Here is a 25,594-nt window from a genome sequence, read left to right as displayed (position 1 = left end):
TCTTCAGGGGATTGAAGAGAGTTGCCTGCCGCCAATCAATCAGGGGAAGGAAAAGTGTCTTACCAAGGACGCTCGGGTTTGCGGTACCTGTTGCTAACAGCGACGTTGGTCAGCGGCGGCGCCAGCGCTGTTGAAGTAACCGCCAACGGCAAAATCGCTTTCGTGGAAAACGGTTGGTATGGAGAGGGGCTGTCCCTCGCACACTCCGCGCCCGTAGCAGGCTGCACCGGTGGCGCAAACAATTACGTCATCGATAAGAACCATCCGTCTTACCAGGAGTTGCTTGCGATCGCATTGACCGCATACACCCGCGAACTTGATGTCAAGCTGATCGTGGAGCCGGGCGTCTGCGGATTTGGTGGGCGCACGAAGATACTGGCGATGCGACTCAGTAAATGAAGTCACTTAAAAATCTTTCGCTCTATAAGCCAGTATCCAAATAAATATTCTAGCAGATGGCTTGATAGCCGAGCCTATCTTAGGCGCCTGGAGATAAATCGAAAATGAGAAATATATCAAAAACTCTAACGCTGTTTGGGTTCGCATTCCTCTGTGGCAAGGCTGAAGCACTCCAGTACATTTCTGGGCGAGTGACATCTATCGAGGCGACATACATGCCTGCGCAAATCCCTTTTGTTCTAACGGCTGGCAATGCAGCATGCCCTGCTGGAAAGCCAGTTTATTGGGCAAATCCCAACTTGGATAACAACAAAGCAATTTACGCAGCTTTAGTAACTTCTTTAACGACCGGCAAAAAAATAACATTCATCATTGATGATAATGATGTGTCATGCAATGGGCGCTTCTTATATCTTGAAGACTAACAGGCGCATCCAAATCTAGCATGCGACTCAAAGATATCGCTCCATAATAAAAAACCTAGAAAAATTTAGATAATTGCATTTTTATCCTGCAGTCTTCAATACAGCCTAAGTATCCGGGGGACCAAGAAAATATGTCGGGCGTAAATTATAAAAGCGTCGTTGCGCTAATATTTTTGATTTCAGCGCTGCCCTTGCAGGCACAGATGGTTTCTCCCGAATCAGAGTTCGACAAACGCGTACGTAGCTCTCAATCGGTGCAGCCACTTGGCGATAAGCCCTTTGGCGAGCTGGTTGATCTTTATACGGGGGCAGTCTCATTTAGGCAGGTGGACATAGTTCTAGAAGGACAGGGTCTTCCCATTGAGCTTTCTAGAACGTTAGAAATCAATGATCGCAGTTTCGCGCAAACTGATTCGCGTGCTTTTACGGACTGGCGTCTGGAAGTCCCGCGAATTGAAACGATAATTGCTGATAGATTCAATTTGAGATGCGCGAACATTTCAGGCGCACCGACTATAGTGTTGAATAGCAGTGCCTCTTCTAGTCCGATTTTCTATCCCCCTGAGCAGTGGTGGGGCGGCTATCAGCTGGTCATTCCTGGAAGTGGCCGCCAAGATTTATTAAAGCGCGATGCATCGAACGGACTTGCGCCGCAACCCATGAGTGTGGACGGTGGCGTCGTCGATTTTCCGGTCCTGACAAAAAATCAATGGATGATCGGTTGCCTCCAAAAAACCTCTAACGGTCTGGCGGGAAGCGACGGATTCTTCGTGGTTTCCCCGGAAGGTACGAAATACTGGATGGACTGGGCAGTCACCAGGCGGTACGACAACGTCGGCTTCGCTCAACCCAACTTCGGTGGCGTTGCGCGAAATATGGCGATGCGGCTTGTTTCCAGGATAGAAGATAAATTCGGCAACGCGCTAACTTACCAATACGACGCTGCCGGAAATCTGACCAGAATTTCCTCTAGTGACGGCCGAGTACTTTCCATAAATTACGAGTCGTGGTCCCAGCGACTGGCATCTGGTGCAACCGAATCTGGGGCACGCATCACGTCGGCGGTGCTGCAGACCACAGACACCCCACCTAGGACGTGGTCATACCGATACGGCGTGCTTGCAGATGGGCGTACGCATCTTGTGGCGCTTACACAGCCTGACGGTTCCTCATGGGCATTTGATGTCGGAGGCTTTAACACCGCGCCTGGATACTCGGCCATCGTGTATCCAACCGATAATGGATGTTCCTTTGTTACGAATACAAGCGCGGTTACCGCTACAGGAACCATGCGCCACCCGTCGGGGCTGACAGGCATATTTACAGTAGGGTCGACAATCAGAGGCCGTTCGTACGTTCCTTACGTTTGTGATAATTCATTTAATCGCAGAACGCTCGTCCATCCAAATGTCTACCCTTCTCGCACCCTTGCAAGGAAAGAATTTTATGGTCCGGGGGTCGCATCTCGGGTTTGGTCATACGCTTACTCACCGCCAAACAATAGCTGGAGTAAAGACTGTAGTGCTGGCTGCGCCTCCACAGTTTGGACCGATGTTGTGGCTCCTAACGGTAGCGCAACCCGCTATACGTATAGCAATAGATTTGATGTGAGCGAGAGCCAACTGCTTAGGTCTGAGCAGTTCTCAGGAACTGTGGGAACTACCTTGGTGAGAACTCTGCAAAACTCGTACGCTCCTGCTACCAATGGTCCTTGGCCTGCTCGTTACGGTTTAAATTTTGCGAGTAATCTAAATTCGGATCAGACGACACGTGTCTCCCCACTCAGCTCACAAGTGATAGGTCAGGACAGTACGGCATATACATATTCGGTACGCAGCTACGACGCTTTTGCAAGACCGACAGCGGTTGCGAGGTATACCCCGTGGCATGGACGTACCGATGTTACTTCGTATTATGACAATACGCAAAAGTGGGTGCTGGGCCAAGAAGCAAGCTCTACAAACAGCGATACCGGTTTAATGGAGCGGCAGATTACTTATAATAGTAATGCCCAGCCAATCTCCATCACGGCTTTCGGAAAGCTAAGACAAACCATTGGTTATAACAGTGATGGGACAGTTGCTTATGTTGCCGACGCGAATAATAACTCGACTACGCTTGGCTCCTGGAAGAGAGGCGTGCCGCAATCTGTTCGTTTTGCGGACGGGACCTCAATTTCTGCAAATGTCAACGACAATGGCTGGATTAGTTCCGTAACGGATCAGAATGGTTATCAAACGAACTATAGTTATGATCAGATGGGCCGTCTCTCAACAATTGCGTATCCTGCGAATGACAGCACGGCTTGGAATATAAAGTCGCAATCTTTTGAGAGAGTCGGCAATGCTGAATACGATATTGCGGCAGATCATTGGCGCCAAACAGTGATCAACGGAAACGCTCGTAAGATTACGTACTTTGATGCAATGTTGCAGCCGCTTCTGACGCGCGAATATGACGTAGCAAATGAATCCGGGACACAGAGATTCCAGCGCCTTTCCTACGACACCATGGGTCAACTAACATTCTCTTCCTATCCGGGAAATAACAGCTCGCTGAGTACAGGTTATCGAAACAGTTATGACGTTCTAGGCCGATCGATTTCTTCTTCTCAAGATTCAGAGCTCGGCTCATTAACCACGACCACGAACTATCTGTCAGGAAATCAAACTAGCGTTACTGACCCGCGTGGGCAGGTCACCGTGACTGGCTATCAGGTATTCGACCAACCCGCGTATGACACGCCTGTCTGGATCCAACATCCAGAAGGCACCTACACTGATATAGCTAGAAATATTTTCGGCAAGCCAATATCGATAACCCGCCGCAACGCCAATGCTTCCCAGGCGTTGACTCGTACTTATGCTTACAACAGCAATCAGGAGCTTTGTCGTTCGGTGGAGCCTGAAACGGGTGCTACTTTGATGGGATACGACGCTGCCGGAAACATGAAGTGGTCAGCTGCAGGCTTGGCCTCGGATATCGGGTGTGATCAGACTGGCGCAAGTGCGACAATCGCAACGCGTCGCGTGGATCGAGCTTATGATTCGCGCAACCGTTTAAATGCATTGTTCTTCCCTGATGGCAACGGAAACCAGCGCTGGACGTACTGGCCGGATGGTTTAGTCAAGCAAATAACTACGATCAACAGCGGTGTAGCCAGTTACAACAGCTATGCCTATAACAAGCGTCGTCTTCTTGTTGGCGAGAGTCAAGGGCAAGCAGATGGAGAAACCTGGGCGATCAACTCCATCTACAACGCGAACGGTGACTTGGCGATGCATCGTTATCCAACTGGGATGACGGTCGACTACGCGCCAAACGCGCTGGGCCAAGCCACGCAAGCCGGCGGCTACGCGACGGGCGCCAGTTATTATCCGAACGGAGCGCTCAGGCAGTTTACATATGGAAATGGCATTGTGCACAGCATGGTGCAAAACGCACGCCAGCTGCCTGACACCAGTGAAGATGCCTTCGGTGGCACTGCAGTATTAAGCGATGGTTATGACTATGACGCAAACGGTAATGTTGCGGCCATAACAGACGGGGCAAGCGGTCGCAATCAGCGCGGCAACCGAACGATGACGTATGACGGGCTAGATCGTTTGAGATCTACGGTATCTCCAATGTTTGGCACCGCGGAGTACCGCTACGACTCCCTGGATAATCTGACCTACGTAAGAGCACCAGGACGGGAGCATTACTACTGTTACGATCCGTATTGGCATCTTACCAATATCAAGATCAATGAGTGCTCAGGAAGCACCGTCGTCGGTCTCGCTTACGATTTGCAGGGCAATCTCACCAACAAGAATGGGCAGGCGTACGTCTTCGACTTCGGGAATCGTCTGCGTGCAGCAACAAATAAGGAAAGCTACCGGTACGACGGTAACGGCAGGCGAACCCAAGCGATACAGTCGGGCGGCAGCGTTGGGTCGATGTATGACCAGGCTGGAGTTTTGCGCTTTCAGAAAAATCAACGCCTTTCCAGAATGACGGAGTATGTTTTGCTGGGCGGCAGCAACGTTGCGGAAGTTGAGTGGACGTTTGGACAAGTACCTGCAATGAAGGACGCTTTGACCTGGGCCGCCACTTCTGGAAGCGTGCGCTATGTGGTCGAGGAAAGTATCGACGGACTGACGTGGACGTCCGTTTACGAAGGTGATCAAACCACGTGGACCTCATTGTCCCGCCCCTCTGGAGCCTATTCTTATCGTGTACTTGCCTGTACACAGGACGGGACATGCACAGCGCTGCCGGGGGTTTCGCATGTCAAGCGTTCTGCCGCAGATATCATTCCGCTGCTCTATCAGCTTTTGCTGAACTGACTAGCGCAAGTTTTTCATTTCGAAAGAGCTAACGCCCAATGATAGTGCTTCACACGCGGTATCCACAATTTAGCCAAAAAAAGCTATTTATGACGCTGTGCATTTTTTTGCCACTTCTATGTGCTAAAGCGTCCGCAGCACCTTACGTTGTCATGGGAAATATCGTAACCCGTCTCAATACAGGCTGGGGTGCTGAGGGTTTGTATGTCGAAACAACCGGAGCTTCCCAGAGCGCAACAGGATGTGGTACGGGCAATATATTTTTCATAGAGCAAGGAGGCTCGATGAATAAAGAGATGACATCCTTATTAATGATGGCTATGCAGAATGACTTTCCGGTTGACCTCTATGTAGATGGATGCGTAAACAGTGCGATGAGACTGAAAGCGGTCTATATTAATAAGAGGCGATGATATGAGGTTTTACCGAATTAGCCTGTTGGCGCTAATCATTTTTGCGTCGCCCCGGGCATCAGCGAACGAATCGGTGCGAGATGTGGAGGTTGTGCAACTCGGTACGTATCAGGCCTCAACAATACACTTCGTCTGGTTTGGATCTCTTTCTCAAGAATGTAAGAGCTCCCCAACAATGTATTTCGATGACGCGAAACCAGGTGGGAAAGCGTTAATGGCGGTACTGACCGCTGCACTGATAAATAAAAGAAAAGTGGATTATCAGGCTGCCGGATGCGACATTGTTGAGGTCTATCTTAAATAATCTAATGATAGCTAATGAGCTAGTTTTGTTGCGACAAAATTGATTTGTACGTAGTGGATTTGGCAGAAGTTAAGTCGCGGCTTACATTTGCACTGGGGCGGGGAAATGAATAAATGTTCGGATGCTTATGGTATTTATTTGCGTACTTTATTTGTATTCTTTATGTATACTTTGTTTTGCACAAGTGCTTCGGCTCAAGTGATCCGTTATATACACACGGACGGACTTGGTTCTGTCTCAGTAGTGACAGATGCGAATCGTAATATTCTTGAGCGGCGTGAGTACGAGCCTTATGGAACGACTTTAGGAGAGACCAAAGGTGGGAGTGGCTATATAGGGCATGTGATGGACTCTGTGACCGGGCTGACATACATGCAACAAAGATATTACGATGCGGACGTTGGAAGATTTCTATCGGTAGATCCTATCAAAGCCTATGATAGTCCGGAAAAATCTTTTAACCGATATTGGTACGCTGATAATAATCCTTACAGATTTTATGATTTGGACGGTAGAGAGTCAAAAGTAGTTCAGGATATGAAGCCAGTAACAGCTGTTGCTCCTCCGCCAACCCCTACATTTCAGCCGGCTATATTAACTTTGGGTGCGGTCCTGGTGGAAAGGACTGCGCCGGCTGCCGTAAGCTGGGTTTCGCCAATTATGGGCTCAATAGTATTGGCGCCAGTATTATATTTTGCGTCGCCCGATGCTTGCGGTGGAGCACGCTGTGGTGAGCTGAGCTGGCAAGAGTCTCGTCGGCATCCGCCGGGCTATTGGCCTGCGGATCGAGGTTCAGAGGAATGGGGACGCCGTAGGGGAGTTGGAGCAATCGAGGGGCGGCGAATATTTCATGGTATAAAGCAGAAGGATAAAGGCCAGGGTGGCGGCAAGGGACTAGACAATTATGGGGTAAATCCCGATACCGGTGACATAGTTAATCCCGAGGGTGAGGTCATCGGCAACTTGGAAAACGGGTAAAATATGAACGGAAATGAATTTTCTATTGAAGTAGCTCTTTACCTCAAAGGTGATGAGCTTGAACCAAGCGTGGTGACTGAGGTGTTGGGTGTTGAACCAACTAAGTCACATTCAAAAGGAAAAATTTGGCTAACTTCTAGCGGTAAAAAGGTTGTTGAAAAAATAGGTCTTTGGAAATTCTCATTGCGAGGAGCGGCTGAAGAATATTCCGAGATTATAGCGAGCGTATGCGAAGTCGCCGTCAGGGGTATTGTTCCGTGCTCCACGATCCCTGGAGTAACTGAGGCGTTTCTAGATATTTTTTTGGTAAAAAATTCCGATGAATTTGGTGGCGGAACATTTGAGCTTTTTTCAGACGCATCCATTATCCGCTCGCTAGCGGAGACAGGTCTTCCGATTCACTCCACATTGGCGATCGTTCCGAGGCCGCCGTCCGAGTAGGAGTCGGGTTTTGAGTACTGCGTTGACTGTCCGCTTCCAGAGAAGCCCTTTAGCTATAGATGAATGTTGCGGACGCGCTTGCCAAACAAGCCTAACAAGGGCTAGACGATCTTGTCGAAGCCGAACTAGTGAAATGAGGGCGGCTTGCTTTTGTCGCCCGTACGTACCCTTGATCAATGTATTAATAGAGGTCTCCAGGCAAACTAGTCCCGAGGGGTCAACCGATGCGCAAGAGCAAATTCATCTAGAGCACGATCGTTACGACATTGAAGCCGGAAGACAGGTCAAGGATGTTTGTCGACAACTGGGTATTTCCGACGCGACGTACTACGTCTGGAAACGTAAGCTCCCCCGATCCGCAGACACCGCACGGAATGGGGTCGGAATGGGGTCAGGTTGACTTTTTAGGTGAACTAGACACCGTGTCGCGGTTTCTGGGAATTCAGCGACGGGCTGCGCAGGACGCGTATTGACTGGAACACGAAGAGAATCTATCGCGTGTACAAGGCCATGCCGCTCAACCTGCGCCGCGCTGCGAAGCGGCGTCTTCCCAAGCGCGAGCGTGTCGCGCTGTATGTCCCAAGGTTGCCTGATCATGGCCTGCCGCAGGTCGTGCGTTCCGACAATGGGTCAGAGTTTCTGGGCGAAGCATTTACCACCTGGCTGAAAGTCAATGGCGTGGCGATAAAATACACCCAACCGGCAAACCGAACCAGAACGCCTTCATCGAAAGTTTCAACCGTACCTTCTGGGAAGAAGTGCTCGACCAGCACCTTTTCACCCGCCTCGACGATATCCGCGAAGCCACCCATTGGTGGATGATCGATTACAACGAAGAGCGATCCCATGACTCGCTCGGCGGCCTAACGACCGAATACCGCAACCACACGCCAGAAGGTCCACTTTTGGAGTGTCTGCTTGACGGGGGGAGCTTACGGAACACTTCAAAGCCAGTGTACGTGCAAAGGTGGAACATCCGTTTCGCGTGATCAAGCGCCAGTTCGTCTATACCAAGGTGCGCTATCGCGGCTTGGCCAAGAACACGGCGCAAGTGCTGACATTGTCTGCGCTGTCAAACCTGTGGATGAAGCCAAAGCAGTTACTGTCCGCCGCGGTTAGCGTGCGCCTGTGATTGGGAGATGACCTGCGGATCGCGCCGAAATTGGCACAGATTCCCAAGATCCAAACGCAGCTCCCTGGAGAAACGCACGTCCCGCGTCATCAGGTATCATCGATCAGGCCATCCCTAACTCTAGATTGCGTCGGAGTGAAGACTATGACGAGCCTTATTGGCAGGTGAGCCTAGACAAAGACAGATATTCATTGACTAGAAATAGTTACAGATTTTAACTTCATTATATTGCCTTCGCAACCGTCTACATACAGGAAGATCGGTGACTTATTCTGCAATGCGACGAGTAAAAGAGAAACCATCTCTTTCTGCATAGGTGTAGTTGGTTGTATCAGAAAGCGATTGCCAGCCCCACAGTTTGCGCCAGTAGGCAGGGGGCCCTCCGTGTCTACAAAGAAGCCCTCTCCGACCCAGCCGGTAGCAAGCGACTTAATTGTATTTCCTCCAACCGTGTAAGCGGCCGCAAAGCTATTCGCGCTAACAAGAGTCAGTGCCAATAAAATATACTTCATATCATCAGTTCCCCTTAGTTTTAGTTATTTATACGACAAAGATATCTTTGGCATTCATTGCGACCGTCCTGTAAGACCTCGGCGATAGGGCCAAGAACAAGACAGCACGTGTTGATCTCAGTTGCTTCCCCAGCCTTTGCTTGGCGCACCATATGGACGCGCTTGAAACATGCTGCCATAACGTGAAAGGTGACGCGAGGCTTACCTTCCAGGTGATTCCGGCAATTACGCACTCTTTATGCTCGCGCCCCGGCGCGCGAATAGCTCCTTTATGCCCGCCGGGCCTACCTTGGCACTCCCGCACTGTGGTGCGTTGAGTCGAACACGATGTGTATCCTGATTTTGCGCGGTCCTCAGGCCGATCCGGCACCGTCGGTGACGATGCAGTTGCCTGAGTGTGCTGGCCGTGCGTTGCGCACGTTGGCGTGTGCCGATGTGGATCGCTTGATTGCCGAGCTGCATGCGGCCGGTGGCGATGCCGAGGTGGAGCTGGTGTTGCTGGATTCGGGCGATCTGCCCTTGTCCGAGCGCAGTTGTGCGCGAGCCTTGCGTGCTGCCGTGGACGCGTTGCCTACGCCGTATATCGAGCTGCATACCGATGCCGATCAGGAACTGGAGCCGTGGCTGCATGCGCAGCATGCGCCATTGGCAGTGGTGATCACGCCGCACGATGCGCCGCGTGCATATGCGATGTCGCTCGGCATTGCCGCGCGGTGTCTGCCGCCGATACACGCGCCACTGCGCGTTGCTGCCTGAGGAGGTCGCCATGTCGATCATGATCATGCGTGGGCCGGAGGCGGCCATGCCGCCGGTGCGTGGGCCGCAGCCGTTGCCGCGCGCCGTCATTCGCCAATTGGTGGCGTGTGCCGGGGACGCGGGCAAGACGGTGGCCTTGCGTGCCTGTGGCTCGGAACAGGAACTGCTGGATGCGCTGCGTGTGGCCGGCCAGGCGCGGATGGAGATTGCGCTGATCGATCCGGGCAGCTGCGTGGACAGTACGCGGTTGCATCGCGTGTTGAGCCAATTGCCTTACCCCTATGTCGAAACGCACGACGACAGCGTGGACCGTCCGGAACGCTGCCTGCCGCACGGTTTGGGGCAGTGCATCGCCACGGTGCGTGGCTACTGCGCGCAGAGCTATCTGTTGGGGCTGGAGATCGCGCTGGAACATCTGGGCTGCACGGAGATTCAAGGCGATGTCCACGTCGGGACCTGAGCGGCGCCAGCTGCATTACTTCGCCGATTACGAGGGCTACTGCGATGGTCGGCCGGTGCTATGGGGGCAACTGGCGCATAGCGTGGACGTGCCGGCCGATGGTGAACTGGACGCAGCCACGCTGGTGCGCGCGCTGCGTCGCCGTGCGGCCGAGGCGCACGGCCTGGAAGCAGGGCAGATTCGCCTATGCCAGGTCACGCGGTTGTAGCTGGGAGCTTGGAGCAGCTACAACCGCGTGTGCGCAGCCACTAGCAGCCACTCGGCGGGTGCGGCCTCTGCTCGTCCGGCATGGCCTGTGGACGCTGCGGTTGCTGCACGCCGTCCGTACTCGCCTGGCAACCGCTGGCGACGTTTAGTTTGCCGCGCTGTGTTTGGCGCGTGGACGCGGCGTCATCGCTGCAGACGATCCCGCACCGCATTGCGGCTCACACCGTGCAGCGTTTGCAGCCATACCAGCCCAACAACAATCACTGAAAGACACTGCCGCCCGAAGGCGGCAGTGTCGTGTTGCAGACAGGACGCGTCACTGCCGTCCTGCTAACTCCGCTCACTTGGCTGCTGCGTTGTCCGGCACGAACTTGGTCAGCTGGTTGCCGGTGGCCGCGGTGCCGAAGTTGAAGCGGCCGTAGCCGGCGCCCCAATACAGCGCGCCGTTTGCGATGGCCGGCGAACTGATCACCGAGCCGCTGGCGTTGTAGTTCCACACGGTGGCGCCGGTGTCGGCGTCCAGTGCCACCATATTGCCGGCCATCGAGCCGGCATACAGCAGGTTCGGCGACACCGTCAGCGAGCCCTGGCCGCCCGCCGGCACGGTCGGATTCACCGGGTTGACGCCGGGCACCTTGACCTGCCATTTGATCTTGCCGGTTGCCGCGTCAAGCGCGGCCCATGAACCGCCGTTATGGGTCTGCACGTTCGCCGGCCCCAACGTATAGGTCGCGTTGGAGTTGTTGTTGATGGCCACGTAGATCTGCGACTTGTACGGGTCGAACGCGGTACCCCATTCCACGCCACCGGTGGTGCCGCCGGGGCCGACCTGGGTCGACCAGACCTTGGCGCCGGTCTTGGCGTCGAAGGCCCAGTAGATGCCGCTCTTCTGACCAGCGCCGACCAACTGCTGCAACCTGCCGTTGCGCGGCACGGCAAACAGTTGCACGCCGGCACCGCCAAAGTCGTAATCCGGGCCGGTCAGGTTGGTTGCCTGCGTGTTGGGGCACAGACCGTTGGTTGGCGCCACGATGCAGGACAGGTTCCACGCATCGTACCCCTGTGCACGGTTGGCCCAGATCAATTTGCCGGTATCCAGATTCAATGAAATCACCGAATCGACGTAGTTGTCCGGCGCCATGCAGTTGAGCTCATCCTGCACGGTGAGTTCGCTGCCGCGATAAGAGCGCGCGTTTGAAATGCAGTTACCCACGCCCTGCGGAATGTTGTAGTTGTTGCCGGTGCCGAAATACAGGCGACGGTTGATCGGATCGATGGCCACCTGGCCCCACACCGATGCGCCGGTGTAACCCTCGGGCACGTTGTAAAACTGCCATACCTTCTTACCGGTGTTCAGATCCACCGCCACCACGCTGCCGCGGAAGCTGAAGGTGTGGTTGGCCGCCAGGTTGCCCCAGTCGCCGGAGGAGACGCCGACGTAGATGCGGTTGCCGTAGATGACCGGCGAGGAGGTGATGCGCGCCTGCGGGTTGGCTTCCACCGTGGTCTTCCACAGCAGCTTGCCGGTCTTCTTGTCTAGCGCCAGCAAGGTGCCGGCGACCTGGTCGCCAACGATGATGCTCTTGGCGCTGATGGCCGGCGTATTGCGCGTCACCGAGTTGGCGTTGCCGGTGTAATCGGACAGTTTGGCTTGCCAGTTCGGCTTGCCGGTTTGCGTGTCCACGCTATACAGCGTGCCACCCCAGTCGGGCACATACAGGGTGCCGCCTTCGACGCTGGGCGTGGCCGAGATGTCGCCGGTGGTGGTCAGCGTCCACGCCGGCTTGAGCGTCTTGGCGGTGGTGCGATTGATCTTCCACTCGCCCGGTGCGAAACGCGAGTTCAAGTAGCCGCCACCGGCGGTGGTCCAGTTGGTGGGGCTGGCGAAGGGAAGGTCTTGACCGAAGCTGCGCCAGACCTGGCCGGAGCGTGCGAATGCCTCGGTATCCAGGGACGATACCGGCTGTTGCGCGGTGGTGGCGCCAGACTGCGCGAAAGCCACGGCACTGACGAGCAGGCAAGGAACGAGCGTCAAACTGCAAAATCGCAAACGGCGTTTGGGATTGGTCATCACGGCATGTCCTAGATGGAAGGAAGCGCTGGATCCCCCCGGATCTGCTGACCGAACGATGGACGATTGACGTGACTGCGCAACACCTGCGCGGCCCTGCATTCAGACAGCGGTCGGGTCCGTTTGCATCTGGTGCGACCAGCTTGAAAAATTTACGTTCAATCGGTTCGTTATTCGCACCAATCGTGATGATTCATCACTATTTCCTGGGTTGCGATAGAAAAAATGATTGATGCGGGCTTGGCCCAGGATGCGCCGATGACGGCGGTTTGCAAGAAGTAACCAGGAAATGTTGCGCAACCTTGTGTGGTGGGTCTTTGCAACGGATGGACGCGATGGGGAAGGGCGCGAGGAGAACCCGGTGCGCAGCGTCTCCGGTCGATGGCAGCGTCCTGCGGTATGTACCGAATGGGGCGTTTGGGATCGGCGCTGTGGCCGATTGCATTGCGCGTTGCGTGTCGTGCCGCGTGCGGCGGTGGCGGGATGCGCGATGCGGGTGGCCGTACCCTCATCCGTCGCTTCGGGACACCTTCTCCGGCGGGAGAAGGGCATGGCGCGTTGCAGATGCGGGCACTTCGCAGCGGCGTGCGGCCGTGCGGCTGCGCGCTGGATACGCAAGCCAGCGCGACAGCAGATGTTTCGCGCGCTACGCCGTGATGGGTACCACCGATCTGCACTGCGGTAACGCTGCGCGCCGCGCATCGCTGCAGGTTATCCATCTCGACACGGAAGCGGCAGCCTCGCGACGCACAACGCACAACGCACAACGCACAACGCACAACGCACGACGCACAACGCCTAGACGGCACCCACTGCACGCATCACGCAAATGGTCTGCGTCCGCTTACACCCGCTCCGACGCGCGCGAAGCGTGTTGCACTGCAGCGGGATCGATCGCGGCTAGCTGTGCGATCGCATCCTGCACAACCGCTGGCACGCTGGCGTCCACGTCCACCGACACCACGTCCGCTTCGTCCAACGGCAGCTCCAATGTCTGCAGCTGGCTGTCGAGCAATGTGGGTGGCATGAAGTGGCCGGCGCGGTTGCTCAGGCGGGCGGCGATCACGTGCGGGGCCGCATGCAGGAACACAAAGCGCATCGGCACGCCGCTGTTGCGCAGCAGTTGGCGATGCGCGCTGCGCAAACCGGAGAAGGCCAGCACCACCGATTCGCCGGCCTGTACGCAATCGCGCAGCGTGGCCGATAGCAGTTCTACCCAGGGCAGGCGCATCGCGTCGGTGAGCGGTTGGCCGGCCGCCATCTGCGCGCGTGCTGCCACGCTGTGGTAGTCGTCGGCATCCAGAAAACGGAAGCGGTAATGCGCTGCCAGCGCGTGTGCAATGGTGGTCTTGCCGCTGCCCGACACGCCCATCACCACGATGGCAAGCGGCGAAGCGGACGCGGGCGTGGCATGTGTGGCGGTGTCCATCACGTCAGGTTATATCTCTGGATCGATTCGGCATTCGAATGGATTTCACGTTGGCGGCAGCCGATGCGTGGTGTAGCGTCGGCGCTCCTCGCCAGGTGCGCGGGCACCCAGCGTAACGGCGTGCTCGGCCGGGTACAACGCATTTGAAGGTGTGTCGATGACGTCATCGCCCGCAACGTCTCCTGCATCGGCGCGCCTGCGCTGGCGCGAAAAGCTGGGCTATGGTGCCGGCGATCTGGGTCTGAATCTGTACTGGGCCAACATCTCGGCGTTCTTGCTGATCTTCTACACCGACACCATGCACCTGCCGGCGGCTGCAGTCGGCACCATGATCCTGTTGACCAAGATCGCCGATGCGATCGCCGACCCGGCGATGGGCGCATTGGCCGACCGTACGCGCAGCCGGCTGGGCAAGTTCCGCCCGTACCTGTTGTGGGGTGCGTTGCCGATGGCTGCTGCCGGCGTGCTTGCCTACACCACGCCGGATCTGGACCAGCATGGGCGTATGTGGTGGGCCACGATCACCTTCCTGGTGATGATGCTGGCCTACACGGTGGTGAGCATTCCGTACTCGGCACTATCCGGCGTGATCACCGCCGACAGCCAGCAGCGTACCGGTCTGATCAGCCTGCGTTTCATCGGTGCATTTGCAGGGACCACGTTGGTCAATTACTTCACGATGGACCTGGTGCGCTGGTTCGGCGCAGGCAACGATGCGCTGGGATGGCAACGCACGATGCTGCTGTATGGCGCAGTGGCGCTGGCGTTGTTCGTCACCGTGGCGCTGACCACGCGCGAACGCGTGCAGCCGCCGCCGCAACAACGCACGCCGATTCGTCGTGACATCGCCGACCTGCTGCAGAACAAACCGTGGTGCGTACTGTTCGTGCTGTCGTTGATCATCATGATCACGATCACCATGCGCGGCGGTGCGGGCGTGTACTACCTCAAGTACTACGTACAACGTCCGGATCTGGTCGGCCTGTTTCTGGGCAGCTACTCGGTGGCCCTGGGCGTGGGTGCGGCCATCACGCCGCTGCTGACGCGGCGCTGGGACAAGCGCCAGCTGATGTTCTGGCTGATGGTGCTTGTTGGCCTGCTGAGTTGTGCGATGTTTTTCGTGCCGGCCGATGCGGTGTGGGCGGTGTTTGTCTTGAACATGCTGATCGGCCTGGCGCTGGGGCCGAAATCGCCGTTGGCGTTTTCGATGTATGCCGATAGCGCCGACTACACCGAATGGCGCACCGGCCGCCGTGCCACGGCGATGACGTTCGCCGCGGCGACGTTTTCGCAAAAGCTCGGCGGGGCGTTGGCCTCGGCCGGCATTGCCTGGGTGCTGGCTGCAATGGGCTATGTTGCCAATACCGCGCAGTCCACCGGGTCGTTGACCGGCATCGTGCTGTTGCTGACAGTGATTCCGGGCGCGGTTGCGCTGCTGGCGGCCTGGACCATGCGCTTTTATCCGCTGGACGACGGGCTGTTGAACCGCATCCAGCTCGAACTGGCCGCGCGCAAGCGCGACGAACCGGAGCACCCCTGACCGTGTCTGCAACGCCCCCCGCCACGTCCGATGCGCTGTCCAGCCTGATGGCGCCCAGCGCCGATGGTGCGCGCTATGCGCTCTACAGCCCTACTGCAATGCCCAATGCCGGCGGCTTCCTGTGGAACCGCCGCATGATGGTGCAGCTGACCTGCCGCGGTTATGCCACCGGCCAGTTCATGCAGCCGGAGCCATCGAAATACGCGCATGCGCCGATGCTGGAAGCGCGCAATTTCATGATGCCCGAGCAGCCGTACTACGCGCATCATCCCGGTCGCTTTTTCTATCTCAAGGACGAAGACACCGGCGCGTTGTACTCGGTGCCGCATGAACCGGTGCGCGCGCAGCCGCAAGCGTTTGAATTCTCTGCAGGCAAGCACGATGTGCGCTGGCGGGTGCGCCACGACGACATCGTGGTGGAGTTGTGCGTGTCTCTACCCACCGACGATGCGGTGGAGCTGTGGGAATGTCGTGTGCACAACCTGTCCGGGCGCGCACGCAGGCTGAGCCTGTATGCCTATTTCCCGGTCGGCTACATGTCGTGGATGCATCAGTCCGGCGGTTACGAGCCGGCCTTGGGCGCAATCGTCTGCCGTAGCGTGGCGCCGTATCAAAAGGTGGACGATTACTTCCGCCAGCGCGATTTCAAGGACTGCACCTTCCTGCTGCACGAGCAGACGCCGGTGGCCTGGGACGCGCAGCAGATGGCATTCGAAGGCGAGGGCGGGTTGCACGCGCCTTCGGCCGTGCAGGCCGAGCAGCTGGGCAACCACGATGCGCACTACGAAACGCCTGCCGCCGCGTTGCAATACCGGCTGACACTGGACGCCGATGCGGCCAGCGTGTATCGCTTCGCATTCGGGCCGGCCAAGGATGATGCCGAAATCGCTGCGCTGCGTGCGCGCTATCTCTCCGAAGCCGGTTTCGCCCAGGCGGCGCGTGAATATGCGGAGTATCTGCAGGCCGGTCGTGGCTGCGTGCAGATCGCAACACCCGATGCGGCGCTGGACAATCTGGTCAACCATTGGTTGCCGCGCCAGGTGTTCTATCACGGCGACGTCAATCGCCTGACCACCGATCCGCAGACGCGCAATTATCTGCAGGACCATATGGGCATGGCCTACCTGCAGCCCGCCACCGCACGCGCGGCGCTGTTGCACGCCCTGTCGCAGCAGGAGCCCAGCGGCGCAATGCCGGACGGCATCTTGTTGGTGGAAGGCGCCGAGCTGAAATACATCAACCAGGTGCCGCATACCGATCATTGCGTGTGGTTGCCGATCTTTTTGAGCGCCTATCTGGCCGAAACCGGCGATACCAGCATCCTGGACGCGCTCGTGGAAACCCATGACGGGCAGCGCCTGAGCGTGGCCGAGCGCCTGGATGCGGCCATGCAGTGGCTACTGGATGCGCGCGATGCACGTGGGTTGAGCTTCATCGCGCAGGGCGACTGGTGCGACCCGATGAACATGGTCGGCTGGCGCGGCAAGGGCGTGTCCGGCTGGCTTACCGTGGCCACCGCGTATGCAGTGCGCCTGTGGTCGGAGATCTGCACCGCGCAAGGGCGCAGCGCGCAGGCGCAGGCATTCGGCAAGGCGGTTGCCGTCATCAACGCCGACGCCAACCGTGAGCTGTGGGACGGCAACTGGTACGCGCGCGGCATCACCGACGACGGGGTGCGCTTCGGCATCGCCGACGATGTGGAGGGGCGCATCTATCTCAATCCGCAGAGTTTCGCGCTGCTGGCCGGCACTGCCGATGCGCAGCAACGTGCGGCGCTGCTGGAGGCGGTGCGCGAGCAGCTGCACACACCGTATGGCCCGGTGATGCTGGCGCCGGCGTACACGCACATGCGCGATGACGTGGGGCGGCTGACCCAGAAATGGCCGGGCGCGGCGGAAAACGGCGCGGTGTACAACCACGCAGCGGCATTCTATTTGTACAGCCTGTACCAGATTGGCGAGGCCGACCGCGCCTGGGAAATCCTGCGCGCATTGCTGCCGGGGCCGACCCGCGAGGATGTGCTGCAACGCGGCCACCTGCCGGTGTCGCTGCCCAACTACTACCGTGGCGCGTGGCATCAATACCCGCGCACGGCCGGGCGTTCGAGCCAGCTGTTCAACACCGGCACGGTGGCATGGGTGTATCGCTGCGTGCTGGAGGGCTTGTTCGGACTGGTCGGGCAGGGCGATACGCTGGCGATCCGTCCGCAGCTGCCGTCGCATTGGCCGCACGCGCGTGCGAGGCGCCAGTTCCGTGGTGCGGACTTCGACGTCACGCTGACGCGCGAGCCGGGTCGCACCGCGATGGAGGTACTGGTCGATGGCGCGCTCTGTCCGGAGCAGCGCATCGGCAACATCGCGCGCGGGCAGGTGTATCGGGTCGAGGTCCGGTTGCCCGGATGAGTCCGCGGGCCGGTCGCCGCCTCGGCGTTGGCGGCGGCAATGGACGGCTGAAGCGGCTGGAGCGCGCTTGCGACGCCCTCCAGCTGGCTTGCGTCAGCGTGTCGGCGCTGGCCCCAGATAGGAGGCAGGCACCGGCACGGTGCTCAGCACGAGCTTCTCCAGGACGATGTTGTCGTCGATCCCTGAAGACCTTGATCGTGTGCCGACCCTTCGCCAACGCGCCCATCTGCGCCGAGACGAACACCGCATTGTCCCGTACCGCGGTTGCCCAGGCTTTTTCGGCGGGCGTGTTCTGTGCCCCGCCGGTCGGGTGCAGCTCCCAATTGACGGTGGTCACCGGACCGTCGTCGATGGAGACGCCGAGGCGGAGCGGCCCGCGGTTGGACGTATCCAGTGTGGGCGCAAGATACAGGCCGAGCGTCGCAGGGCCCGGCGTGGTGACCACCACGTCGTACTCCACTGCGACACGGTCTTCGGCCGTGGTGGCAGGCTGTCCCTGCGGCAGCGCGACCAGGGCGCCTTGCGTTCGTCCCAGCGCGGGGATCGCCGTCCATTGCAGCCCCTTGTTGGCGATGACCCGCGAGAACATGGGCGCTTCGAGCGCAAGCACCCCTGGCGTTTGCGGGGCAGGCGGGGCGAATGCGATCGAGCGCGCGATCCGGTCGGGCGGCGTATCGCCGCCAACGCGGCTGATCGAGGGCATGGACTGTTGGGTCGGGTCGTTCCAGATCACATAGCTCATGTGGACCTGATTCATCATGCCGTCCCATTTGCCGCCGTTGATCGCGTGGTAGCGCTGTGTCAGGGCCTTGTCGCGCTCGAAGGTGGTTTCGACCATGTCGGCGAAGTAATTGGCACGTGCATCGTTGCGAGCGGCCAGGCGCTTGTTCCATGCGGCCGCGTAATAGAGCTGGTAGAGATTGGAAACCGCCGCGATCGGGTATTCGATCAACTGGTAATAGGCATCTTGCTGGTCGGCAGGCAGGCTCGCCTTGACGCCGAGCATGCGCTGCTCGAGCGCCTGCCACTGCGCAACGATTGCGCCGAACTCGCCGCCATCCAGCTTGGCCGGCGCACCTTCGCCCAGGGCGAAGCTGTCCTGATCGACCAATTCCGGCTTTCTCCGTGCAACCAGCATGCTGTAGCGGGTGATCAGCTCTCCGATGCGTGCTGCATGTGCCGCGTCGAACGATTCCTGTGCCCATTGCTGCGGATACGCCGCAAGTGCGCCGGGCGTCATCGCCTCCGGATTCCAGGCCATCTTCAGGAAAAAGCTCAGTGGATATTCCATCGGCTTGATATCGCCGACGTTGACCACCCACAGTTGCCGTGCGCCGCGCCGATAGGCCAGATCCATCTGCTGCCAGATCTTTTCGACCTGATTGGTATTGATCCATTTGTAGTTGCGCGGCACTCCCACATAATCGAAGTGGTAGTACACGCCATACCCACCGGCGCGCTGCAGGTCGGTCACCGGAAGGCGGCGGATCTGGCCCCAGTTGTCGTCGGAAAACAGCAGCGTGACATCGTCGGGCACCTGCATTCCGTGGTCGTAGTAGTCCTGCACTTCCTTGTAGAGCGCCCACACCTGCGGCGTTTGCGCGGCCGGCGCCTTCGTCACATCGGCAATGATGGCGCGCTGGTCAGCCACAACCTGTTCCAGCAAATGGCTGGCCGTGCTCTCGGCCATCGGTTCGTCGCCATCGCCGCGCATGCCGACGGTCACCAGGCTGTCGTAGCGTTGGCCGCCGCCCTTGGACATCATTCGCGCAATGCCGCCCTTCCAGAAGGCGCGCAGGTTGGCGGCATTGCGGGTGTAGTCCCAGGCGCCGCCGCTGTTGGGGATGCTCTTGAGGTGCCACTCCTTCTGCGCGCGCATCATCGGCTCATGATGGGAGGTGCCCATGACGATGCCCATCTGATCGGCCAGCACCATGTTGTTGGGATCATCGACATTGAATGCCTTGCCCCACATCGCCGGCCACAGATAGTTGGCCTTCATGCGCAGGCCCAGCTCGAAGACATGCGCGTACATCTTCGCATTGACGCCACCGAATTTCTTCGTCGCCCAGCCCTTCAAGGCAGGGTCTTCGTCGTTGATGAAGAATCCGCGGTAGCGCACCTTCGGCGCATCGGACACGCTGCCGCGGGTGATGAACAGGCTGGATCGATGCGCCGTTGCGACGTCGGCAAACCAGTACCACGGCGACACGCCAATCTTCTCGGAGACATCGTAGGTACCGAAGACCGCGCCACGGCGATCGGCGCCGACGATGACGAGCGCCCGATCGATCTGCGGCGTGGGGCGATCGACGACAATCTGCGTATACGCCTCCCAGCGTTGCAGCAAGTCGCGCCTGTCGATTTTCCCGGCGGCGATCAGCGTATCGATGATCGGGCTCTGGCCGAGCGTGCCCACGATCACGGCCGTTCCGCGGACGCCTGCCAGATCGGTGCTCACGCCACTGGTGCGGCAGGCAACCCGTTGCAGGTCGGCTGCGAAATTGTCGGCCACCGATCGCACGGCGGAATCGGCCGAGGCATCGACCACGACCGTGGCGGGTACGTCCGAGCGGATGAGCGCAAGCGCACCGGCGCTGTCGCGTTCGCACACCGACACCGGCGTGCGACAGGCCCAGACACCGTCGGCGGCGAAAAGGCCGGCCACGATGAGCAGCAGGGATCGCACGCCCGACGGCGCACTAGACGAGATCTGGCTTTTTGCTTGAACGGACATGGGCTCTCCACACATGCGGTGCTGATTTCTGGATGGGTGCGACACACGGATCGACGGCACTGCCAAGCGGCGGGCGCGGCCGATGCACCGCACCGGTCTGCGCCACGCCTGCACGAGGGGTCGCGTTCCATCGCGTGGTGATGAACGCGCAACTGGGTGCGTTGACTGCCGTCGTTGCACTGCAACAGTCGATCGCACTGGCGCAGTGACGCAAGCGATGACCTTGTGCCTGGCATTGCTGTCATGCAAGACGCCATCGAGCAACGAAATGCTTTGGGTACATCGTCCGATTCAAGGTGGACAGACAGTATGTTGTGTTAGCGCTAACATCAAGCCCGCCGGCAAGCCCGGCTGCTCGGTAGACGCTCCGCAGCCCTGCGCAGGTCACGTCTTGCGCGGCCATGGTTTCGCCGAGCGCGGCGATGGTCGCGGTGTGGCTCAACCGTGCCGGCATGTGTGAATGGGCCACGGGCCCCGTGCCGGTGGCCGCACACCAACCGCAGATATGCCCCAGTCCGCGCGGGCATGTTTGCGCAATCTGCGATGCCTATGCCCGGCAAGGCGGGGCGCAGTGCAGGCCACCAAGGTCTTGCGCAGCCCGGCAGGACGCAACGCGCATGCCGATGCACCCACACGGCAGAGCTGCCCGGCCCGGATGCCGCGCTTGCAACGCCGATGTGCGCGACTGCGTAAACTCCACCGCTGGCGCTGCGCCACGTCGGAGGACATGTTGGTCTCGAGCTGGATCCTGCTGCTGGTGTCCCTGGGTTACGCAGCCCTGCTGTTCGGGGTGGCGTGGTGGGGCGACCGCCGCCCGCTGTATCCGGAGCGGCCGTGGCTGCGGCCGGCGGTCTACAGCCTGGCGCTGGCGGTGTATTGCTCGTCGTGGACCTTTTACGGCGCGGTTGGCTCGGCGGTGCGCAATGGCATCGGCTACCTGCCGATCTATCTGGGCCCGCTGCTGTTGCTGCTGTTCGGCTGGCGCATCATCGAGCGCTTGGCGCTGATCGCGCGCGCCGAAAATACCGTGTCCATCGCCGATTTCATCTCCTCGCGCTACGGCCGTTCGCGCCGGCTGGCCGCGTTGGTGGCGGTGATCGCACTGATCGGCATCGTTCCGTACCTGGCGCTGCAATACAAAGCGGTGGCGATGAGCCTGGAAGTGCTGACCGGGCATAGCAGCGCCGGGCGCGGCATCTTCGCCGACCCGGCGTTGTATGTGGCATTGCTGATGGCCTTGTTCGCCACCTTGTTCGGCACCCGCCAGGTCGACGCCACCGAACACCACCGCGGCATGATGCTGGCGATCGCGCTGGAGTCGGTGATCAAGCTGGTCGCCATCGTGGCGGTGGGGCTGTTCGCGTGGCTATGGTTGAGCGAGCACCAACTGCATATCGCCGATTCGGCGCGCACGCTGTTCGAGCACACGCCGTCGGTGGGCTTCATTTCGCAGACGCTGCTGAGTTTTCTGGCCGTGATCTGCCTGCCGCGCCAGTTCCATGTGGCGGTGGTCGAATGCAGCGACGTTGGCGATATCCGCCGTGCGCGTTGGTTCTTCGGCGCCTATCTGGTGATCATCTCGGCGATGGTGGTGCCGATCGCCTCGGCAGGCATCGCATTGTTCGGCAAGGGCAGTGCGGTGGTCGACGATGCGGTGGTGCTGGCCCTGCCACTGAGCCAGGGCAACACGGTGCTGGCGCTGGTGGCGTATGTGGGCGGTTTCTCGGCGGCCACCGGCATGGTGATCGTGGCCAGCATCGCGCTGGCCACCATGGTCAGCAACGACCTGGTGATGCCGGTGCTGCTGCGTCGCCGCGGCAGCGCCGATGCGCGCGCGGCGGTGGCCTCGCGCGTGTTGTGGATCCGACGTGTTGCCATCTTGCTGCTGGCGCTCATTGCCTATGGGTATCACCGCAGCGTGGCCAACGACACCACGCTGGCTGCGTACGGGTTGATGGCATTTGCCGCGGTGGCGCAGTTTGCGCCCGGTGTGATCGGCGGGCTGTATTGGCGCGGTGCCAGCCGCAAGGGCGTGGAGACCGGCATGGCGCTCGGCTTCATGACCTGGATCTACACGCTGCTGCTGCCGGCGGCCACGCGCGCCGGCTGGCTGCAGACCGACTGGCTGGTGGACGGGCCGTTCGGTATCGCCTGGCTGCAGCCGCAGCAGCTGTTCGGCATGCGCGGCTGGGACCCGTTGGCGCATGGCACGTTCTGGTCGCTGCTGATCAACGTGGGCGCGATGATGCTCGTCTCTGCGCGCTGGCGTCCCGGCGTGGACGAACGGTTGCGTGCAGCGCCGTTCCTGGACCCGTACGCGCAGCGCCCGGCGGTGGCCGGCGACTGGCCGGGGCATGTGCGCGTGGCCGATCTGCAGGCGCTGGCCGAGCGTGTGGTGGGCGAGCGGCACGCGCATCGCGCTTTCGTCGACCAGGCGGTGCTGCTGGAACGCGAGCTGCAGCCCACCGTGGTGGCCGACCGCGCCTGGGTACAGTTCACCGAACGCCTGCTCGCGGCCTCCATCGGCGCCGCCTCCGCGCGCCTGGTGCTGACCAGCCTGTTGCGCGGTTCGGGCATGGAACTGGGCGAAGTGGTGGCAGTGCTGGACGAAGCCGGCCAGGAGCTGCGCTTCAATCGCGAGATCTTGTCCACCACGCTGGAAAACATCAGCGCCGCGGTCAGCGTGGTCGACCCGGACATGCGCCTGACCGCCTGGAACCGGCGTTATCAGCAGTTGTTCGGCTATCCCGATGGCATGTTGTATGTGGGCCGGCCGGTGGCCGATCTGATCCGCTACAACGCCGAGCGCGGCGAACTGGGCGAGGGCGATATCGAAGACCAGATCGACCGGCGTATCCGGCATATGCGCGCCGGCTCGCCGCATGTGTTCGAACGCACCCGCAGCGACGGCAAGGTGATCGAGATGCGTGGCCAGGCGCTGCCGGGCGGTGGCTACGTCACCAGCTACAACGACATCACCGACTACAAGCGCGCCGAACGCGCGTTGCTGGACGCCAACGAAAACCTGGAACAACGCGTGGCCGATCGTTCGCGCGAAGCCGAGCTGGCGCAACAATCCAAGACCCGCTTTCTGGCGGCCATCAGCCATGACGTGTTGCAGCCGCTCAACGCCGCGCGCCTGTTCGCCTCGGCCTTGCGCGAGAGCCATCAGAACAACGAAGAGCAGCGGCATCTGGCCGAACGCGTGGATGCCTCGCTGCGTGCGGCCGAAGAATTGCTCGACGGCTTGCTCGACGTCTCGCGCCTGGATGCCGGTGGATTGCGTCCCACGGTCGAGGATTTCGACGCCAGCGCGCTGATGCACGAGCTGGCCGCGCAATACGCGCCGGTGGCGGCCAGCCGTGGTCTTCAGCTACAGGTGCATGTGCGCCCGATCTGGGTGCGCAGCGACCGCCGCCTGCTGCGCCGGGTGATGCAGAACTTCCTGGCCAATGCGCTGCGCTACACGCGCCAGGGCCGCATCGTGCTGGGCATGCGCGGGCGTGGGCAGCAGGTGGAGCTGCAGGTGTGGGACACCGGCCCTGGCATTCCCGAGCACCACATGCGGCAGATCTTCGAAGAATTCCGCCGCTATCAGCAGCCCTTCGATTGGGGCGAGCAGGGTCTGGGCTTGGGTCTGTCGATTTGCCAACGCATCTCGCGCCTGCTCGACCACGACCTGAGCGCGCGTAGCCAGGTCGGCCGAGGCAGCATGTTCTCGATCCTGTTGCCGCGTGTGGCGCCGGTTCCGGTGGCACCGCTGTTGCCGGTGACGGCCGCACGTGCATCGCCCAGTGGCGATTCGCTGGCCGGCCTGCGCGTGCTGTGCGTGGATAACGACCGCGAAATTCTCGATGGCATGCGCGCGCTGCTCGGTCGCTGGCAGGTGGAGGTGATCACCGCCAGCACCGTGGACCAGGCACTGGAACGTGCGCGCGAACAGCCGGACCTGATGCTGGTGGATTACCACCTGCACGACCGCATGGATGGCCTGGACACGCTCGATGCCGTGCAAGCCGCCGCACCGGCGCCGATCGCCGGCGCCCTGCTCACGGCCGACGGCCGCGACGAACTCAAGCAGCTTGCGCGCGAACGCGGTTACCGGCTGCTGACCAAGCCGGTGAAACCGGCCTCGTTACGCGCGTTCCTGAGCGCCTACCACGATGCAAAGACACGCTGACAGGTGCGACTGCAGCGTAGCAGCGTGCCTGCGCGCGATTGGGCATTACCGATAACGCTCCGTCGCGCGCAGGCACGCTCCTACGAGGAGAGGTGCTTACGCCGCGCCGCTCAGGTGCTCGTAGAGAATCACGCTGCCGACGATCACCAGAATCAGTCCACCCAGCATTTCAGCGCGCTTGCCGATCAGATTGCCCAGCGCGCGGCCCAGCATCACTCCGGCAGTGACCATGCTGAAGGTGCACAGGCCCACCACCACCGCCACCACGCCGATATGCACATCAAGAAACGCTAGGCTGACGCCGACCGCCATCGCATCGATGCTGGTGGCAAAGCCGGTGGTGGCCAAGCCCAGCACGCCATGCCGTTTTGGCGTGTCGGAGGCTGCGTCTTCGGCATCATCCGGCCCGTCGCGCAGGCCGGCAACGATCATGTGCGTGCCCAATGCGCCCAGCAGCACGAAGGCGATCCAGTGATCGTAGGCAGACACATAACTGGATGCGGCACGGCCCAGCAGCCAGCCGATCACCGGAGTGATGGCTTCGATGCAGCCGAAGATCAGGCCGGCGCGTAGCGCATCGCGCCACTGCGGTTTGCGCATCGCCGCGCCCTTGCCGATCGCCGCGGCAAACGCATCGGTCGACATCGCAAAACCGATCAACACAATGGAAAAAGGAGACATCGACACTCTCGGGTTGGGCACGGTCACAACGGCATGCGCCCGCGCCAACCGTCGTCGTGCACGCATGCCGCTGGTCTCGCCAAACCGAACTGGTTGCCTGCACCACGGCGCACTGGCCGAGTATGTTGATGCAGGCGCTTTCGATGCACGAAAGCAGGCTACTCCCCAAGGGGCGCGCAGTGTACCAACGCATTGCCGC

General features: G+C 59.7%; 15 protein-coding genes, 4 pseudogenes and 1 riboswitch. Of the genes and pseudogenes, 14 read left to right on the top strand and 5 right to left on the bottom strand.

From position 1 onward, the window contains the following. Positions 1–21: 21 nt before the first annotated feature. The 8 genes and pseudogenes from HLH45_RS03880 to HLH45_RS03850 all read left to right on the top strand — a co-directional run. Positions 22–399 (top strand): hypothetical protein, encoded by a 378-nt coding sequence (locus HLH45_RS03880; protein ID WP_126952637.1) that lies wholly within the window; start codon positions 22–24, stop codon positions 397–399. A gap of 215 nt (positions 400–614) precedes the next feature. Then, entirely contained in the window at positions 615–824 is a 210-nt protein-coding gene (locus HLH45_RS03875; protein WP_223866297.1) for a hypothetical protein, read from the top strand. 131 nt (positions 825–955) lie between these two features. Continuing rightward, positions 956–5,152: an RHS repeat domain-containing protein gene (locus HLH45_RS03870; protein WP_008571749.1), complete on the top strand. Its 4,197-nt coding sequence runs from the start codon at positions 956–958 to the stop codon at positions 5,150–5,152. A gap of 822 nt (positions 5,153–5,974) precedes the next feature. Continuing rightward, positions 5,975–6,847, top strand: a complete 873-nt coding sequence (locus HLH45_RS03865) for an RHS repeat domain-containing protein (protein ID WP_008571746.1) — start codon at positions 5,975–5,977, stop codon at positions 6,845–6,847. Between the two features lie 3 nt (positions 6,848–6,850). Continuing rightward, a complete protein-coding gene (locus HLH45_RS03860; protein ID WP_008571744.1) occupies positions 6,851–7,288 on the top strand; it encodes a DUF4279 domain-containing protein in 438 nt (145 codons plus the stop codon). Between the two features lie 238 nt (positions 7,289–7,526). Beyond that, a pseudogene (locus HLH45_RS22055) lies at positions 7,527–7,634 on the top strand (transposase); the annotation flags it as partial. 74 nt (positions 7,635–7,708) lie between these two features. Next, positions 7,709–8,210, top strand: a pseudogene (locus HLH45_RS03855) (integrase core domain-containing protein); the annotation flags it as partial. Positions 8,211–8,225: 15 nt separating this feature from the next. Continuing rightward, positions 8,226–8,420 (top strand): annotated as a pseudogene (locus HLH45_RS03850) (transposase); the annotation flags it as partial. Positions 8,421–8,608: 188 nt separating this feature from the next. Here the strand turns inward: HLH45_RS03850 and HLH45_RS03845 are convergent. Next, positions 8,609–8,932 (bottom strand): hypothetical protein, encoded by a 324-nt coding sequence (locus HLH45_RS03845; RefSeq protein ID WP_126952638.1) that lies wholly within the window; start codon positions 8,930–8,932, stop codon positions 8,609–8,611. 327 nt (positions 8,933–9,259) lie between these two features. On the opposite strand from HLH45_RS03845, the gene HLH45_RS03840 reads away from it, so the two are divergent. Genes HLH45_RS03840 through HLH45_RS03830 form a run of 3 tightly spaced genes read left to right on the top strand, consistent with a single transcriptional unit; the run spans position 9,260 to position 10,356 of the window. Continuing rightward, positions 9,260–9,688, top strand: coding sequence for a hypothetical protein (locus tag HLH45_RS03840; RefSeq protein WP_008571740.1), 429 nt, complete (start codon positions 9,260–9,262; stop codon positions 9,686–9,688). Positions 9,689–9,698: 10 nt separating this feature from the next. Then, a complete protein-coding gene (locus tag HLH45_RS03835; protein ID WP_033478543.1) occupies positions 9,699–10,148 on the top strand; it encodes a type II 3-dehydroquinate dehydratase in 450 nt (149 codons plus the stop codon). Then, a complete protein-coding gene (locus tag HLH45_RS03830; RefSeq protein ID WP_008571738.1) occupies positions 10,129–10,356 on the top strand; it encodes a hypothetical protein in 228 nt (75 codons plus the stop codon). The genes HLH45_RS03835 and HLH45_RS03830 overlap by 20 nt, the downstream gene beginning before the upstream one ends. Positions 10,357–10,695: 339 nt before the next feature. Here HLH45_RS03830 and HLH45_RS03825 read toward each other — a convergent pair whose 3' ends face one another. Both HLH45_RS03825 and HLH45_RS03820 read right to left on the bottom strand, forming a co-directional pair. Next, positions 10,696–12,426, bottom strand: coding sequence for a BamB-related PQQ repeat family beta-propellar protein (locus HLH45_RS03825; protein ID WP_008571737.1), 1,731 nt, complete (start codon positions 12,424–12,426; stop codon positions 10,696–10,698). Between the two features lie 844 nt (positions 12,427–13,270). After that, positions 13,271–13,855: a gluconokinase gene (locus HLH45_RS03820; RefSeq protein ID WP_008571736.1), complete on the bottom strand. Its 585-nt coding sequence runs from the start codon at positions 13,853–13,855 to the stop codon at positions 13,271–13,273. 157 nt (positions 13,856–14,012) lie between these two features. Here HLH45_RS03820 and HLH45_RS03815 point away from each other — a divergent pair, with 157 nt between their 5' ends. Both HLH45_RS03815 and HLH45_RS03810 read left to right on the top strand, forming a co-directional pair. Next, positions 14,013–15,395, top strand: a complete 1,383-nt coding sequence (locus HLH45_RS03815) for an MFS transporter (RefSeq protein ID WP_008571735.1) — start codon at positions 14,013–14,015, stop codon at positions 15,393–15,395. A 2-nt stretch (positions 15,396–15,397) separates the two neighbouring features. After that, positions 15,398–17,797 carry a GH36-type glycosyl hydrolase domain-containing protein gene (locus HLH45_RS03810; protein ID WP_033478542.1) on the top strand — a complete coding sequence of 800 codons (2,400 nt, stop codon included), beginning with the start codon at positions 15,398–15,400 and terminating at the stop codon, positions 17,795–17,797. 93 nt (positions 17,798–17,890) lie between these two features. On the opposite strand, the pseudogene HLH45_RS03805 reads toward HLH45_RS03810, so the two are convergent. After that, positions 17,891–20,534: pseudogene (locus tag HLH45_RS03805) on the bottom strand (glycosyl hydrolase 115 family protein). Positions 20,535–21,261: 727 nt separating this feature from the next. Between HLH45_RS03805 and HLH45_RS03800 the strand changes: the two are divergent. Further along, on the top strand, positions 21,262–24,714 hold the full coding sequence (locus HLH45_RS03800; protein WP_008571732.1) for a hybrid sensor histidine kinase/response regulator: 3,453 nt from the start codon (positions 21,262–21,264) through the stop codon (positions 24,712–24,714). Positions 24,715–24,810: 96 nt separating this feature from the next. Here the strand turns inward: HLH45_RS03800 and HLH45_RS03795 are convergent, their stop codons facing one another. Next, positions 24,811–25,395, bottom strand: coding sequence for a manganese efflux pump MntP (locus HLH45_RS03795; RefSeq protein ID WP_008571731.1), 585 nt, complete (start codon positions 25,393–25,395; stop codon positions 24,811–24,813). Positions 25,396–25,407: 12 nt separating this feature from the next. Beyond that, a riboswitch (yybP-ykoY riboswitch) is annotated at positions 25,408–25,568 on the bottom strand. Positions 25,569–25,594: the final 26 nt, after the last annotated feature.

The organism is Xanthomonas euvesicatoria (genome assembly GCF_013112235.1).
GTDB classification, from domain to species: Bacteria; Pseudomonadota; Gammaproteobacteria; order Xanthomonadales; family Xanthomonadaceae; genus Xanthomonas; species Xanthomonas euvesicatoria.
This window is presented reverse-complemented; position numbering and strand designations above follow the sequence as displayed.